Annotated in this window: 10 protein-coding genes; 3 read left to right on the top strand and 7 right to left on the bottom strand. The window is 48.1% G+C overall.

All coding sequences use genetic code 11. The annotated features are described in order from the left end of the window. Positions 1-625 precede the first annotated feature (625 nt). Complete coding sequence (locus tag OK023_RS04710) at positions 626-2359, top strand: ABC transporter ATP-binding protein/permease (protein WP_317695335.1); 1734 nt, start codon at positions 626-628, stop codon at positions 2357-2359. Positions 2360-2663: 304 nt separating this feature from the next. On the opposite strand, the gene OK023_RS04705 is transcribed toward OK023_RS04710, so the two are convergent. The 5 genes from OK023_RS04705 to OK023_RS04685 form a co-directional block, all read right to left on the bottom strand. Beyond that, positions 2664-4304 carry an FKBP-type peptidyl-prolyl cis-trans isomerase N-terminal domain-containing protein gene (locus tag OK023_RS04705; protein ID WP_317695333.1) on the bottom strand — a complete coding sequence of 547 codons (1641 nt, stop codon included), beginning with the start codon at positions 4302-4304 and terminating at the stop codon, positions 2664-2666. Between the two features lie 661 nt (positions 4305-4965). Further along, positions 4966-5700, bottom strand: a complete 735-nt coding sequence (locus OK023_RS04700; protein WP_317695331.1) for an SDR family NAD(P)-dependent oxidoreductase — start codon at positions 5698-5700, stop codon at positions 4966-4968. Between the two features lie 4 nt (positions 5701-5704). Then, positions 5705-5953, bottom strand: coding sequence for an acyl carrier protein (locus OK023_RS04695; protein ID WP_317695329.1), 249 nt, complete (start codon positions 5951-5953; stop codon positions 5705-5707). A gap of 14 nt (positions 5954-5967) precedes the next feature. Continuing rightward, positions 5968-6771, bottom strand: coding sequence for a hypothetical protein (locus OK023_RS04690; protein WP_317695327.1), 804 nt, complete (start codon positions 6769-6771; stop codon positions 5968-5970). Positions 6772-6773: 2 nt separating this feature from the next. Next, positions 6774-8024, bottom strand: coding sequence for a beta-ketoacyl-[acyl-carrier-protein] synthase family protein (locus tag OK023_RS04685; protein ID WP_317695325.1), 1251 nt, complete (start codon positions 8022-8024; stop codon positions 6774-6776). A 1555-nt stretch (positions 8025-9579) separates the two neighbouring features. Here OK023_RS04685 and OK023_RS04680 point away from each other — a divergent pair. Continuing rightward, the gene (locus OK023_RS04680) at positions 9580-10665 is read left to right on the top strand and encodes an efflux RND transporter periplasmic adaptor subunit (RefSeq protein ID WP_317695323.1); all 1086 of its coding nucleotides are present in this window, start codon (positions 9580-9582) and stop codon (positions 10663-10665) included. Continuing rightward, positions 10665-13745: an efflux RND transporter permease subunit gene (locus OK023_RS04675; RefSeq protein ID WP_317695321.1), complete on the top strand. Its 3081-nt coding sequence runs from the start codon at positions 10665-10667 to the stop codon at positions 13743-13745. Before OK023_RS04680 ends, OK023_RS04675 begins: the two co-directional genes overlap by 1 nt. Before the next feature lie 40 nt (positions 13746-13785). On the opposite strand, the gene OK023_RS04670 is transcribed toward OK023_RS04675, so the two are convergent. Further along, positions 13786-15111 carry an MFS transporter gene (locus OK023_RS04670; protein WP_317695319.1) on the bottom strand — a complete coding sequence of 442 codons (1326 nt, stop codon included), beginning with the start codon at positions 15109-15111 and terminating at the stop codon, positions 13786-13788. A 34-nt stretch (positions 15112-15145) separates the two neighbouring features. Beyond that, positions 15146-16411, bottom strand: a complete 1266-nt coding sequence (locus OK023_RS04665) for an MASE1 domain-containing protein (RefSeq protein WP_317695317.1) — start codon at positions 16409-16411, stop codon at positions 15146-15148. Positions 16412-16869 lie beyond the last annotated feature (458 nt).

Below are 16869 nucleotides of genomic sequence, written 5' to 3'. Positions count from 1 at the left end.
CGCTGTTGGCGGTCATTTACGCCCAGAACAAAACGTGAGCCATGCAGTTTGGTAGACCCGATAAACAGCGAACAACGCACCAATGCGCACAAATGTCCCTAGCCCGGAGGATCGCCCTCCGGACGGAAATAAGCGGGTTGCGTTGTTCGCATCATCCACGCGCTTCCTCCCTTCGGACCTGTGGTAACCAGTGTTTAAAATAGGCTACGGTCAATTTATCTCGCGTTTCCCGTAGACCCGCTTCTTGGAGTCACGTACAACCAACGTACTTTTTACCTATCCACTTATTGTCAATCACATTTTTTACCCCCAGTATATGCTCGTTCACAAAATTGCAGTGCTGTTAATGACAACACCCGGTACATCCGTGAAGTTCATCCCTTTGAAAAAGGATAAAATCAACTCATGGCAGTATTGTCATTGACCTGAGCGGGTCTTCTGAAATGAACAAACGGTTGGTTGGCTGCAATTTTAAGTATGACGAGTATAGCTGCCGTTGTGCAGCTAGGCCGTGATGGGCCTTTTTACAAAATGGTTAGCAGCGTCAAAAACGCTTACATATACCAGTTTGTTAATTCCCCACCATACGTCCATCCTAAAAGGAAATAATACATTCTGGATCACAATGAAAAAGACTCCTTCGCAAAAACATGCTGTCTGGCAATTGATCAAACCCTTCTGGGTCTCTGAAGAAAAATGGCGTGCCTGGTCGATGCTGATCGCTATCATCGCCCTTTCATTGGGGTTGGTGTATATCAGTGTACTTATCAACCAATGGAACCAGGTGTTTTACGACGCCTTGCAGAATAAAAACTATCCGGTATTCAAAGCACAACTATGGCGATTTACTTATCTGGCGTTGATCTTCATTGTGCTGGCGGTTTACAAGGTCTATCTAACCCAGGGGCTGCGAATGCTTTGGCGGCGCTGGATGACGGAAAAATTCATGGCGAAATGGCTAGCGCATCAGTCCTATTACCATACAGAACAACAGCAAGTTATCGATAACCCTGACCAACGTATCGCCGAAGACCTCAACGTTCTGACCCAATATACTCTTTCACTCTCACTCGGTCTGCTTTCCAGCCTGGTAACGCTGTTCTCATTCATCGGCATTCTCTGGAACATCAGTGGGCCAATCAGCTTTGCCATCTCACAATATACAATCACCCTCCCTGGCTATATGGTGTGGTTTGCCCTGTTGTATGCGGTTTTGGGTTCATTGGTGATCTGGTGGGTTGGTAAACCGTTGGTCATACTCGGTTATAATCAGGAGCATTTTGAAGCAAACTTTCGTTTCGGATTGATTCGTATCCGTGAAAATAATGATGCTATTGCTTTGTATCAGGGTGAACCGCGCGAAAAGCAGCAGTTGAATAATCGTTTTGAAGCTATCCGCAGTAACTGGTGGTCAATCATGCGTATTACTCGACGGCTCAATATTGCCAGCAATTTCTACGGCCAGTTTGCCGTAATTTTCCCGTTGCTAGTGGCTGCACCACGCTATTTCTCTGGCGCCATTCAAATGGGGGGGCTAATGCAGATCGCATCCGCTTTCAGCCAGGTGCAAGGGGCATTATCGTGGTTTGTCGATGCATTCACAACCTTAGCCACTTGGAAAGCCTGCGTTAACCGTCTGGCAGGCTTTAATGCGGCGGTGGATCAGATCCATCACCAAGAACGTGGGATCAGCCTGCAACAAGAGGACAAACAACCACTGATATTACGCGATCTTGGCTTGACGTTACCTAGTGGGGAACCATTGTTGAACTCAGCAACGATGACGTTAAAGCGTGGTGAACGTGTACTGATCGTCGGCCCTTCTGGCTCTGGCAAATCTACCCTGCTGCGCGCGATTGCCGGGATTTGGCCATACGGTTCAGGTGAAATAGCCCGCGATACAAAACTGAGCACCCTATTTTTACCGCAACGCGGTTATATTCCAATCGATACATTGCGTGAAGCACTGACTTATCCGCATCAGAATAAAGACTATAGCGATGAACAATTGCTTAATGTATTGGAAAATTGTCGCCTGAAGCATCTGCAACCTTGGTTGGACACCATAGCCAATTGGAGCCAACGCCTGTCCCCAGGTGAACAGCAACGATTGGCGTTTGCCCGCGCTATCCTCACCCGTCCGGACATATTGTTTCTGGACGAAGCGACTAGCGCTCTGGATGATGATACAGAGCAATTGATGTACTGCCTATTGGTTGATGAATTGCCCGATGTGACGCTAGTAAGTGTGGCACACCGTAATAGTGTAGCCAAATACCATCAGGTCTGTTGGCGTTTCAGTCGTACCGAGAATGGCGCGGCAAAAATGGCGCTTAGCCCAATGCCGACAGTAGGTTAAGCACTCTGGATACTACAGGTGAGAAGGGCTCTAAAGCCCTTCTCACCGTCAGGGTTCGTTAAGCCACCTCACGCCCAAGTAAGTCAGCAAGCCAACAACCACGACGATCATGATCACGGCGATGGTATACACTGCAATACGTCGGGGATTGTAAAAAGCCATCAGCTGTTCCTCTAAATGGAAAATATGTTTACCGTAGTTACTGTAGATAAACGTGATGCAGGTTAACTGGCCGTTGATCGCATTACTGGATGGCGATTAAAAGACACTCCAGCAATGCGCATCATCTGGCCTGAGTTAATTGTCATCTCACAGAAGCGGCAGCATCAGCAGGAGCCATAACGTTCAGAATTTTTACGTTATATACCATTGTAGACCCCGGCGGGATATCTGGCGGTAGGCCTTTATCACCGTAAGCCAAATTCGGAGGGACTACCATCGTCATACTGCCGTTATTTTGTAACTTTGAGAGTGCCGATCTGAACATGGGTGGATAACTGCTCAATGGTTGCTTGATCGAGGTGCCCGCCGCCCCCATATCCTTGATAACCTTGCCATTTACCAAACTTTCTTTTACGACTACCGTGACAATACTGTTGTCTTCAATTTTTCCTTTACCAAGCTTATCGATACGATAGAAATAACCAATTGCATCCTTTTTAACCTGATTTTGCTTTTTAAATTGCTCAACGTATCTTGAACCTTCAGCTTCAATTTTCAGTTTTCGCTGTTTTTCATTGGTGATCACGGCGGCTTCAGTAGCATCAAGCGCTTTATCTAGCTGTTCATGAGGTAATTTACTCTTACCGGCGAAAGTGTCCTGCACCCCAGCCAAAGCCAGGCGGTTATCTACCTCAATACCGTTTTCCGCTTTTTCTTTGAGCAAAGCCAGCATATCCTCAGCCAATGAACTCCCAATCGCATAATCACGGATTTCACGTTCGGTTTTCGGCTCTACAACGGCTTTTTGCAGTGTGGCTAACTGTTGTTGGAGTGCACCGTTTTCGGCCTGTTGCTCGCCCGCTTTTTCCTTTAAGGCAATCAGTTGGTTCTGTAATTCCATACTCTGTTTACGACTTTCATCCAGAGCAGATTGCAACGCCTGGGTGCTTTTCGCTTTCTCACTGTCTGACAATTGCAGGGTATCCAGCTGTTGCTTTATGGCAACCAGTTGTTGATCTTTCTCCGTCTTCTCTTTTGTCAGCAAAGCGAGTTGCTGTTGCAATGCCTCACTCTGTTTCTTACTTTGCGTCACTTGCTCGCTCAGCGCATCACGCTCGCTATTCTTTCCTGTGTGAGTCACAGCCAAAGCATCCAGTTGCTTTTGCAGCATCAATGTCTTCTGTTCTTTTTCATTGGCTTGCTTGGTTAACTGTGCCAGTGCTTTTTCAGTTTCTTGAGCCTTTTTACGGCTTTCGTCCAGCTCTACAAGGAGTTCTTTGCTTTTCTGCGTATTTTCATTGTACGACTGAGCCAGTGCATCAAGTTGTTTTTGCAATAACGCACTTTGTTGCTGGCTTTTATCGAGTTCCGTTTGTAACTGACCGCTATTCTTTGAATTTTTTTCTTTCAGGGCAGCCAGCTCACGCTGCATCTGTTCTGTAGATTTGAGGTTTTCCTGCAAATTTTGTTTCAATCGATCAGCTTCAGTGCGGGTCTTCGCATCTTGTTGCACCGTCTTCCTAAGTTGTTTTAACTCTTGTTCCTGCAGGCTGACGGTTGTATTCAACTGATTGATTTTTGCCTGTAGTTTTTTTAACTCAGTAACGGGAACCGGGCTGGACTCACTTGGTTTTTTACCCGATGAGCGTTTAGCGGGTTTGGCTACCTCTTGCTCAACACTAGGCCTAACAGCATCTAACTGCGAGGGAGTCAGCAAGAGTAGTGCCGGAGCTTCATCTACCTCATTGGTTATCGCATTTAATGATTCAAGTGTTGATTTCATGTCTTGCTTGAGAGGCTCCGCAGCAAAAGCGCAACTTAGCGGGAGCGTCAATGTAAATAAAAAACCATACTTTAATCCCTGCTTCACTTCACTCACTCCCATTCACGAATCAGTCAATTGTAAGAACGACAGGCACAAATTCCAAACACACCTGATTAACCTTACATTTATACAGTGTGCCTAAAATACCGTTAGTCAACGGGTTAACTTTAGCACGCAAAGAATTATATACCGAGGCACTTTTCTGCAGATTGATGAAGTCGAGCTTTCTTGTTGCAACAGCTGCAAAAATCATCATTTCCAGTAAAGAGAACGCTTATCAGCGTTTTCCCACATTTATGCGATAGTAAACACCACTAGGCTGGATCTTTTAATTGCACACAAGCACGGCTGGCAGACAATTAACATGCATAATCCAGACTGATTTGCATAACGTTTTCATGCGCTAAAGGTGTGCATAATACAGGTTAACTGGGCATTAAGACCAGGAATTATGGGGTTTTATAGCACCATTGCTCTCGAGTTGGCAGATAAACGTCAGATCAGCATCGGCCGAAAGGGAATAAGTTAGGGAACAAACGAATGTTAGAAGGGCATCAGGGGAACAACCTAAGTTGGGGTATGTAAAAATACCCCAACTGTTGATATAAAAAATGCCGGTTCAGGCCGTCAAGCCTCCGTCAAGAATCAAGGTTTGGCCTGTCATGTAGCGGCTATCTTCACCGATAAGAAATGCTGTAGCTCTGGCCACTTCGCTAGCCTTACCTAAACGGCGTAAAGGGATTTGCTTACGCAGTGCTTTCAATGCTTCTGCGGGAATAGCCTCTGTCATCTCACTTTCAATAATCCCTGGCAACAGGCAGTTTACCCGAATACCAAAGCGAGCGACTTCCAGAGCGAGCGATTTTCCCATACCAATCATTGCCGCTTTACTGGCACCGTAAGCAGTCTGCCCAATATTGCCTTTGATACCGCTCACCGAAGACATCAGCACCATAGCCCCTTCTCCTTGTGCCATCATGGCTGGCAACAGGTGACGGTTCCAATAGAATATGGCATTGAGGTTGGTATCGATGACCTGCCGCCAACGCTCGCCAGTTTGCTGTATGAGCAAACTATCCAGCGTGATGCCGGCATTGTGGATCACCGCAAAAGGTGCACCATGACGAGCCAATAATTCAGGTGCTACAAGATCTACTGCCTGTTCATCACTGCCATCACAAACACAGTGTTCTATCCATCCCGGTGTATCGGTACAGGCTTCAATCACCTCTGCGTTTTGCGGTCGATCGCTTCGGCAGGTGAACACCACATTCCATTGTTTAGACAACTCGACCACCAGCGCACGTCCAATCCCCCGGCTGCCGCCTGTGACTAACACCCATTGCTTCGTCATAGAATTATTTCAGTTGTTTTACCAAGTTCTGGCAGAACTCCTCTATAGTGATCTCCAGATTATCAGTGAACAATTCAGGGCCAAGCGTTATGCCAAACTCGCGTTTAACCATAACCACCAGCTCGATGTAATCCAAGCTCTCCAGTTTCAATTCATGCAGCGATGCCTCTGGCGAAAGCTCAGACTTATCAAGATCTTTGGCATCACAAATCATGTCACAGACGGCGTTATAAATCTTTTCGTATTTTTCCACGTTTAAATCCTTAATCAATTACCGGCCAATGGCCATGTTTTCAACGTTACTGAGGTAGTCATCAGCGGTTGATGCTGCGTTCTGGCCTGGATCATTGCCCGTAAAATAAATCCGCTGTTTCTACTTCCCATTATCAGCATCGGTTGAATGGCGTAGTACAGCCTCTCACCTAGATGAGAGTAAATATCAGGGGTCAACAATCTGGCGCTAAAGTAGGTTTCATGATGAGTCTGCACTATTGGGATCTGGGCAAACACATCAACCAGTGTCTCTGCGGTCAATTCAGGTAACGCTGTGGTCAACATCGCTAACGTTTCCGGGGATTTCACTAACAGCTGGAACAATAGAGCATCAAAGAAACTCCATGACTGGGTAATGTCTGATGCATCTCCAGGAAATCGTTGGCTGTGCGTGATGATATCATCTGTTACCAGTGCATGTTCACGTTCGCACACTGTTAATTCCAACGACGGGGCCGAAACTAACTTACTGCTGAAGCAACTCTCCTGCGTCGTGCTATCCAGCAACTTACCCGTTATCTGCTTACCATTGCTCGCAATCTGCAAATGATAGGGTCTCTGGCACAATATAGGCTGACGCAGACGCGTACTGAAAGTATAGAAATCTTGAGACGGATCGTCAGCAAGAAGTACCGCACTCAGATGACGTTTCATATCCAGCATTGCTCGCATACCATGGACGCTTAATTGTTCTGCTCCCATCTTACGAACATGCTGTAAATCAAAATGGATTGGGTTGTAGTCGCCGGAAAAGGCGGCCCACTCTTCGGCATCATGCAGAGTATAGTTGTAATTCATGCTCACGCTTTTCCGATCACCAACGCCGCGTTAGCACCACCGAAACCAAAACTCAAATTCAGCGTATTATGCAATTCAGCCGGACGGTGGCCTTCGCTGATATAGTCCAGATCGCACAGTGGATCGGCGTTGTTGAGGTGGCAGGTTGCTGGCATGATTTGATATTTTAACGCCTGTAGACAAATAATCGATTCGAAACTGCCTGCCGCCGAAATCAAATGCCCAGAGTAAGATTTGGTACTGGAAAGTGGCGTTGAATAGGCTGCCTCACCGAATGCCAACTTAATCGCCTGCGTTTCATTGAGATCGTTAAGTGGCGTAGAAGTGCCATGTGCGTTGATATAATCAATATCAGAAGCAGTCATCCCCGCCTGTTGCAAAGCTTGCTGGATGGTTTTCACTCTGGGAATTTTATCTTCTGCCGGAGCAGTAAAATCGAAGGCGTCGGAATAATTACCATAACCTTTAATCTCTCCCAGAATCGTCGCCCCGCGTGTCAATGCGGCTTCACGCTCTTCCAGGCACAAAACAGCGGCTCCTTCAGAGAGCACAAAGCCGTTGCGATCGAGGCTAAAAGGACAACAGGCTTTACTGATATCTTCCTGTTCACTCACCAGGGCACCCAATATGTCGATATTCCAAACCGCAGAATCGGTGCGCAAGGATTCACCCGCTCCCGCCAGCATCATTGAAGCACGACCACTGCGGATCGCTTCAAAAGCGTCACCAATGGCAATCGTTCCTGTCGCACAGGCCGCTATTGGGCTGTTTTGGTAACCGCGCAACCCCCAATAGAGACTACAAGCCGCTGTGGCAACATTGGGCATTGAGAGGAAGCAACCAAACGGCGAACCCAGCCCGGTACTCAGAAAGCTTTCATGGTTGTGATGGGTTTCATCCTGGCCGCCCCAACCGCTGCCAATAATAGTACCGCAGTCAAACGGATCGTAATAAGCTATCGGGCTTTCACTGTGGAAGGCCATCTCCGTCGCTTCGCGCGCCGCCGCCAACGCTAATCTGGCGAAACGCGGCAAGCGGCGACGGATTGATGCAGGGACAGCTTTCAGATTGGGTTCTTCGTCGATCACCCCAAAGAAACGAGCCTGAATTCCCATACTGGATTTATCGTAATAACGATAGCCCAACTGGTAATCCATTATTGCTGCCCAACTTTGCTCAGCATTCATTCCCATTGGCGTTACCGCCCCATAGCCAGTCACCACCACCCGACGTGGCCAAGCACCTTTATTCATATTCTTCCTGCTCAAGCTTCTTTTTTCTGCGCTACTGCCGAATACTCACCAGAGTATTATGCGTCGCATTTAAGGGCGTTGTGCTTTAGGTTGGTTTCAATCATCAGCATCGCATCTCCAGCCCCCTAAAATGTCTGGAAAAGGATGGGCCTAACGCCATATTGGCTCTTGGCCCGCGAAACGAAGAAACATGGCCTAAAACCTACATCTCTTGCTCAACATTCAATACCGCAAGTTCTGCCTGACGATGGATGAGTGAACGATTGAACGACATCACCAATGTATTTCTGGCCGATTTACCCCTTTGCTGCATCGGCTTTCACGAACGTTCAGATGTTATTACACCTGTAACAAAATAACTCGCGCAACGGCGCATGACTCTACCACCTCAAACGTTTTCTTGCCAATTCCTAGCCCCGTTTTCTATTGTGCGGCCGGCTGATTCTCATTGGCGATCTGCCAGTAATATCGCAGATTCTGTCGCATGCAAGCACTACCCGATAATAGGTTGTTTTTTAACGCTTTCTCTAACCCTAACGTTGATAGAGAAAACCTTCACATATCTACATCAACTTATCAATATTATATACCCAACTTTATATAAGTTGCAGGCGAGCATGTCTTCTGGAGCATAGCTCTAGGCAGTGTCCCAAAATTGCACGTGGTGCTGTCGCAGCCCCAAAGCCGTTATAAAGGCAGAGGGTGAAGAACATACTGGGCCTCTGTTCAAGCCCAACAACGCAGAAAACGGGATTTTGGGGCGCGACACGCTGGGCTGGAGCCATTTGTGCGCATTTTCGCCGCTTATTGGGTCCACCAGACCTCACGGCGCTCGCGTGCAAATGATGGCACAGTCTAGTGTATTCGTTGATAGTTGATTTGTGCGCTAAGCCTGCCCAGTGGTGCAAGGGTAAATCCACAGCGGGGCTGGAATAATAGGCCTAACGCAGCGCAGTTTTAGCTGTTGAACCCCAGAAAATAGCCAATCGAGAGATTGACCGTTCACTTGTTTTTAATACGAAAAACCGGATGGCCTCCAACCAAACGGTATGAAACCTTTTCATCCTCAAGATATTTTTACCGATATCGTGGCAACGCACTAAACTTGAAGAAGTTGCGAGTGATTGAAACTAAAGGAAACGATGACAATACTCAAAACCTATAAGAACAACGTAAATAGTAAGCAGGATCTGTCGTAGGAAGAAGTTATGACCTACGCTCATTAACATAGAGTGGTAATAAAGAGGGAATTGGAGTAGCTGGTAATCAACAGGATTGGAGATCAGTCGTTGTACAGCTCTCCCAATCCAAGACCCGTCAGATAATCAGGATGTTATTGTTACCCGATTATCACTTGGTATCTGACGTATTTTTACAAGTTTGACTCGTTAACTGTTGCCTAATTTAGCAGATATTTCGAGTCATTTATGTTCACGCTGCCGCGGGAACAGGGCCGGAGCGGTCCAGACGAGCGATAAACCGTAGCGTAATTACGTATCAAAATCTACGCGTTAACTTATCGCTCCCTTAAAATCTGATCCGAAGAGATTACATCGTGAAAACAAAACTTGTCGCTGTTCTACTTTTCGCACTTTCACTCTCCGCCTGTGATAGAGGAGCACCTGAGAAAAACGAAAGCGTACGCCCGGTGAACATTTTTGAAGTCACCAATGGTGCGCAGCAAGGAGTCAGGATATTCCCCGCCAGAATTATCGCAGGTGACCGAACTGACTTGGCATTTAAACGCCCAGGGCAGCTGCAACAATTACTGGTACGTGAAGGGGAACGCGTTAGTAAGGGGCAACTGATTGCCGAACTCAACAGTACTGATGCACGGTTAAGGCTACGCGACCGCCAAGCTACGTTCGACCTCGCGCAGGCTCAGTTTAACCGCTTCGCTACACTAAGTGTACGTAACGTCATACCCCGTGCTGAACTTGACGTACAGCGAGCAACTCGCGATTCAGCCCAAGCAGCCTTAAAGCTGGCCAAAGAAGAAGTGAGCGACATGCAGATCCGTGCTCCTTTTGACGGTGTCATTTCCATGGTCGATGCCCGTAACTTTCAGGTTATTCCAGCAGGCCAACCAGTGGCCAGATTGGATTCGCTGGATTCACTGGATGTTGTTTTCAGTATCCCTGAAAACCTGTTCATCATTATTGATAAAGATAATGCAAAATACCAACCAGTTGTTCAGCTGAATAATCTACCTGAGCGCGAGTTCTCTGCCCGTTATAAAGAGCACACCACAAATACCACATCAGGCTCGCTGACCTATCAAATGACTTTAAGTATGCCACGTCCACAAGACTTACCTCTGCTTTCGGGGATGAGCGGCAGTGTGAAAATAAATCTTGGTAATCTGGCCGGTGCCATGCAAACGGCGAATGTGATTGTTCCCGTTGAAGCGGTATTTAACCCGGATAATACTGCTCGCAATCACCCCCACGTGTGGGTAATCAAAGAGCGTGAAGGAAAACTGTTTGTTGAATCTCGTCAGGTCGAAACAGGCCAATTAACCGCTAATGGCATCCAGATCGTTTCCGGTCTGGCAGATGGCGAACGGATTGTCGCAGCCGGCACCCGCGAACTGCGTCCAAATCAAGAAGTGCGCGCCTGGGTCCGTGAGCGAGGTCTGTGATGAAACTGACAGAAAACTTTATCAACAACGGCACCCGTATCTGGCTGGCCATTTTACTGCTGGGCATTGGCGGGGTAATTGCCTTTTTGAACATCGGCAGGCTGGAGGACCCGGCCTTTACCATTAAAACTGCAGTGGTGGTTACCCGTTATGACGGCGCATCGGCACAGCAAGTGGAAGAGGAAGTTACCCTACCACTGGAAAATGCGATTCAACAGCTTCCTTACATCGACAACATAACCTCGATCTCCAGCGTTGGGCTGTCACAGATTACCGTTAATATCCGTGCCGAATATGGGGCTGCTGAACTGCCTCAGATATGGGATGTTCTACGCCGACGTATTGGCGATGCCGCAATACGTTTGCCACCGGGTGCCAGTGCCCCCTTCGTTAACGATGATTTTGGCGATGTATACGGTTTCTTCTTCTCGCTTTATGGCGATGGCTACACCAACCAAGAACTGCGCAACTTTGCTGAACTGTTACGCCGTGAGTTAGTGGTGGTACCTGGCGTAGGCAAAGTCGGTATTGTCGGTATCATACCGGAAGAAGTACAGATTGAGATATCCAGGGCCCAGATGACCGCGGCCAATATTATCCCGCAACGTCTTTATGACCTGCTTAGCCGGCAAAACGTGGTGTCTAATGCAGGCGACCTGCTGGTCGGCAGTGAGTCGATCAGGCTGCACCCTACTGGCGAATTTGACAACGTCCAGGAACTGGGTAATTTGCTGATTAGCGAACCAGGCAACCCACGTAGCGTTTATCTGCGTGACATCGCCACCATCACTCAAGGAGTGACGCACTCACCAAATAATATTTACCGTGCCAATGGGCGGCCAGCCCTCTCTATCGGCGTGTCATTCGCCCCTAACGTCAACGTGATTGTGGTTGGTGAAGCCGTAAAAGCCCGTCTGGCACAATTGGAAGCTGAACGACCTGCGGGGATGGATATCAGTGTCTTCTATGATCAGTCACATGAAGTTGAAGGTGCCGTTAACGGCTTTATCATGAACTTCTTGCTGGCACTGCTGATCGTCGTCGGCACCCTACTGATTTTCATGGGGGTACGCAGCGGACTGGTCATTGCCGCCTCACTGGCACTGAACGTGTTAGGCACCCTGCTGTTGATGAAGCTGTTCAATATCGAGTTGCAACGGGTGTCGCTCGGTGCGTTGGTTATTGCCCTTAGTATGCTGGTGGATAACGCCATCGTGATCGTTGAGGGGGTATTGGTTGGTCGTCAAAAAAGGGAAAATACCCTAAGTGCAATCAGCAATGTGGTGAAACGCACCATGTTCCCACTCTTAGGGGCAACCATCATTGCTATCTTGGCATTTGCACCTATCGGTTTGTCTAACGACGCAACCGGGGAATATTGTAAGTCGCTGTTTCAGGTATTGCTCATCTCGTTGATGTTAAGCTGGTTTACCGCCTTAACATTGACACCGGTATTCACCAAGTGGGCATTTGAAAAGCAGAAAATAGCGGAACCCAAAACCGATGAACCCGCCAAAACGCCTTATGACGGCTGGTTGTTCCGCGTATATCGCAACATACTGGCTAAACTGCTGCGCCAACGGACGATAACCCTAACGGTTCTAGCTGCGTTGATGGTGGTTTCAGTCATTGGTTTTGGTAATGTTCGCCAGAGCTTCTTTCCACCGTCCAATACCCCCATCTTCTTTGTCGATCTCTGGTTACCCTATGGCACTGATATTGCCTACACAGAGAAGATGGCAGCCCAGATAGAGCAGCATATCAGGGAACAAGCCGGTGTCAGCGATACCATGGTGACCATCGGCCAAGGGGCAATGCGTTTTATGCTCACCTACAACGCACAACGGCAATATTCCAACTATGCGCAGGTCATGGTTCGTGCCAAGGAGCTGAACCAGATCCCAGGTATGATCGGCCAGATAGAAACCTATGTACGTAATAATTACCCGCAGGTAAACGTTCAGGCGAAGCGCATCATGTTCGGGCCGTCAAATAACAGCTCGATCGAAGCCCGCTTTATTGGCCCAGATCCAAATGTGCTGCGTACACTGGCTGACAAAGCTGAGAAAATCGCCAGTGCCGACCCACAAGCTGACGGCGTTATGCACGATTGGCAAGAACGTACCAAGGTTATTCGCCCGCAGTTCTCCGAATATCTTGGCCGTGAGCTTGGTGTAGATAAACGTGAAATAGACAGTGCGTTACGCATGAGCTTTGGCGGCATTGCCGTGGGTCTCTACCGTGACGGTACAAGGCTCATGCCGATTGTATTAAGAACGCCAGACAGCGAGCGGTTGAATGCCGAGCGGCTAAACGATGTGATGATCTGGAGCCAGGCACGCCAGTCATTTATTCCTATCGATAACGTGGTCAGCGGTTTTACCACCGATTGGGAAGATCCACTCATCATGCGCCTGGACCGCAAACGTACCTTAACGGTGCAGGCAGACCCAAGTTCTCAAGGCGGGGAAACCTCTGCTGAATTGTTACAACGTATCAAACCCGATATTGATGCCATCGAACTGCCTCGTGGTTATCAACTGGAATGGGGCGGTGACTATGAGAGCACCAAAGAGGCACAAGCCGGGCTGTTCACCAGCCTGCCCGTCGCCTTTGTGATCATGTTCATCATTACCGTGTTGATGTTCAGTTCTCTGAAGAATGCCATTGCAATCTGGCTGACCATTCCTCTGGCACTGATCGGGGTCACGTTAGGCTTCCTATTGACCGGCATACCGTTTGGTTTTATGGCGCTGATAGGCTTGCTAAGCTTAAGCGGCATGCTGATCCGTAACGGTATCGTGCTGGTAGAAGAAATTGGCTTGGAACGGCAGAAAAAACCGATGCTGGAGGCGATTATTGATGCATCCACTTCACGTTTACGCCCAATACTCCTAACGGCCTTCACTACCGTACTCGGCCTGGCTCCGTTGCTAAGTGATGCCTTCTTCCAGAGTATGGCGGTAGTCATCATGTTTGGACTAGGCTTTGCCACCGTATTGACGCTGTTAGTGCTGCCGGTCATTTACAGCAGCATGAACTCCGACAATCAGAAAGAGACGGCGGAAGCGGAAGCCTAACCCCTCCGCCTGGCAGCCCTCTTTAGCTATAAAGGGGGCTTTATTTTTTAGCCTTCCGTAACAAATCCCACTTTGATAAAGCGCGTTGAAACCAACTTTGTGGATCGGGGTTAACAATACTCTGCAAGGCGCGGGCATAATCCATCACCAGTCCTGGGGTCCAAGCCATTGATAGCGCACGTTTGCGCAGTTGGGCGGCGATCCACAATTCTGGCGTCACCAACATGCGTAATGTGCATAACCACTTTTTACGCCGTTTGGAGAGTACGCCATCAAGGGAAGCTTCCAAAGCATAAGCGACACTGCTTGAACAGTTACGATAGGTCAGATTATACGTTTTACTGCATCTATATACGTTCCAAAACCGCAACAACGCCATGCTGTTATACTCATAGAACTGTATCTTCCGATCTGAATCACACCAGTTTGCCGCCTCTGTGGCATAGTCCGGCTGAAATACACCAGGCACATCATTATCCTTGGTGGCCTTGAGCGTATTGAGAAACTCTGAAGGAGAACGATCAATATCCGCCTCAGGATAAAGGCTGATATAAATACTTGGTGGTAGCTCCAATGCGGCATGACCTGTCGAGATAACCCCTTGTGAATCCACAGCCGCAATGTAGCGATTGATGACTGGCCTGGGAATCGGTGAGGTGTTGGCCGTTCCTTCGGGCGTCCAAATATGAACTGTCAGCGGCTTACTAAACTCATCTGGGGAGATGTTAGTGACAGATTGCAACGGTTTAGCCATTTTTTCAAAACCGTTGGCAATATCGGCCGGTGCCAACAGCTCAAAAACAGAGGTTCCTTCGCGTAACCGGTTCACCCGGCGAGCCAACTTGACCGTGCTCACAGCGCTGAAGAACATCAATGTTCCCAAAAATGCCGATACCGTCGCCTTGTAATGGATTGGGTAAGGGCTAAACATCAATACTGCGAACAGAATTTGGCCAATACCGCTGAGTAGTGTGCTCTTCCAATGAGGAAATCTGACTATCCAAGCGGAGGCAATGACAAACAGGCCAATAACAAAGTAAGCAAAGCCAAAAATGATGGCTAATAAAAGATCGCTATAAGACCTGTTAGACAAAATCAGGATGGCAACGAAACAAAAAACGCCGCCTTTAAAATAGAGAACGACTTTTTGCGCACCGACACCACTCGAGGCGATACTCAGCGTAACCAGGCTTTCTAATAGCAACAGAATACCAAAAACATGCAAAGGGAAATAAGCAACACCATCCAGACCATCGATAAAGATGCCTATTCCCAATACCCCCCAGATTATCCCAATGTTCACCAGGTATTTCGCTCTGGAACGCACAAAATCAAGACCAAATAACAGCAGAGCTATCTGGATCACAGGCTGTAATCTCCCACCTTAAATACTAAAATCTTCATTCAGAAGGCAAGCGGTATTGACTGGATTGCCAGTTGCCCACAATGACACGCTTCTCGCCACTCACCATCTGGATACCGCCGCTATCAACCAGCGTTAGCCATTCACCATTAGCAGTCTGGATGCGAAAAACCAGCGATGGCCTTTTTACAAGCCCATAGGATGAGAACCAATGGTTATAGAGTTTATCCCGGTCGAGGGGATGAACTCGCTGTAAAACAGCGTCAACACTATCGAGCATTCTGGGTTCAAGATGCCCGAACAGCGTGGATATCTCATTCGACCAAGACAATGTGCCAGAGCGAGTGTCTAGGCTATAAAGCACACCGTTGCCAACAATCCTGCCGGTATCCGGGTTGAAGCTATTAGTTGCATGCTCTACCACCCGGATAAACGCAACCAACAGAGCAGTAGCGGACAGATAGCTCTGAGCAAGCAACAAGGATTCAGCCAAATCCAAACCGTCGATGAAAAAGGGGCCTTTACGCAGATCGGTAAAATGAATCACGATGATGCCAAGCGCTAATAGCGAAACGGAAGCACCACGGTTACCCGACAAGACAGTAATGGCTATCACCAACACGATGGGTAAACATGCCAGAGCAAAATAGAGAGCAGCTGCGTGCTCCTGCAACCATGGCCAGTGATGAGCAAAAATAATCCAGGTTACGGCACAGAGTAAAAACCAAAGAATGACACCTGTTAACCGAGTTAGTATGTTCTTGGTGACGACGGTTCCGCGCCGGCTCATAAATCCCATCACCACCGCAGTGGCAAAGATAATCCCCGTAACGTCTGCAATAAAGCTACGCCAAAAAAGACTCAAAGCCGGTTGACCGTTCAACAACGCATATCCGCCGCCAACAATCAACGCATCCAATCCACTGATAACAAGTGTTGCCCCTATCCACAGTAAAACCACATGAAGATCATCATTTAAGCGTGCAAAGCGGCGAACTACCCAAGCAATAGCAACACTGGCAGGCATGGATACGAAAGAATATATCAACAACAACAAGAGATTATCCTGGCTCCCTTTATCGAAAAGGACATTGACAAAAGTGAACAGCAGAAACAACAGCGGGTATTCTCGCCACCGCGCGTACAAAAAGGCGGCAACCGCAACACCGGCAGGAAACCAGACAATCGCAATAGGCGAGTCAGGATCATCAAACTTTAAGGAAACAAGCCCAGCAACGTAGAAAGCAAGCCCCCACAAGAGCAAGATGAAAATTTGCCGTAGCAATGAAGAATACGATTTCATTGAACCTTCACTTAGCACCTATCCCAATAGGCCTTATTGTTGCAGGTAGTTTGGATACGAGTAGCACATAAAAACAGCAGCATACACGCAGTACATGAAGACCTCGAACACTTACCAAAGTCAAAATGGCCAGTGAATAACACTCGTCAGATAGGCTCTTGTTACTGATTTTATTGAAATAAAGCCTTGATCCACTGTTTCACCAAGCTGTGATCTTGATCCCTAGGCCGTATCCCTTAACTGTACGCGAGCGCCGCTGGCGGTCATTTGCGCGCAGAGCAAGGCGTGAGCCGTGAGGTTTAGTGGGCCAAATAAGCGGCGAACAACGCAGCAATGCACGCCAATGGCGTCAGCCCATAGGGTCGCGCCCCAAAAGCCCATTCTCTGTGTTGTCGGGCTTGAACACAGGGCCACTCTGCCCTTCACCCCCGCCTTGATAATGGGCTTTTGGGGCTGCG

Origin of the sequence: Serratia sp. UGAL515B_01, from assembly GCF_033095805.1 — a bacterium.
Classification (GTDB): domain Bacteria; phylum Pseudomonadota; class Gammaproteobacteria; order Enterobacterales; family Enterobacteriaceae; genus Chania.
This window is presented reverse-complemented; position numbering and strand designations above follow the sequence as displayed.